This is a genomic window from Streptococcus danieliae, assembly GCF_009767945.1.
GTDB lineage: Bacteria > Bacillota > Bacilli > Lactobacillales > Streptococcaceae > Streptococcus > Streptococcus danieliae.
In genome coordinates this window covers 1-461 of record NZ_WSRS01000207.1, presented here as the reverse complement: position 1 = coordinate 461, position 461 = coordinate 1, and the positions used below count along the sequence as shown (strand labels likewise).

Genomic DNA, 461 nt, shown 5'->3' with positions numbered 1-461 from the left:
GCCCGCCTCTATAATTTGTCAGACGAAGCTATGGAATACCAATTGCTTGATCGTCTGTCTTTTCGCCGTTTTGTTGGCTGCGATGACCAACGAGTTCCAGATGCCAAAACAATCTGGTTATATCGCGAGCGCCTAACCAAGTCTGGAAAAGAACAGGAATTATTTGATACCTTTTATTTAACTTTGGAAGAAGAAGGTTTATTAGCACATAAAGGGCAGATTGTTGATGCCACCTTTGTGGAAGCACCTAAACAAAGAAATACACGTAAAGAGAATGAACAAATTAAAGAGGGGACAGAACCAGAGGACTGGAATTCAGCTAAACGTTCTCAGAAGGATACCGATGCACGTTGGACTAAAAAGGGAGGGCAAGATTACTTTGGCTATAAAAATCATGTTTGTGTCGATTCCAAATCAAAGCTAATCAAAAATTTCGAAGTGACAGCAGCTAATGTGCACGA

Annotated in this window: 1 protein-coding gene; it reads left to right on the top strand. The window is 40.8% G+C overall.

Annotated elements, in window-relative coordinates; translation table 11 throughout:
• The coding region (locus E5983_RS09475; protein WP_160333526.1) for an IS5 family transposase at window positions 1–461 on the top strand (461 nt) is incomplete at both ends.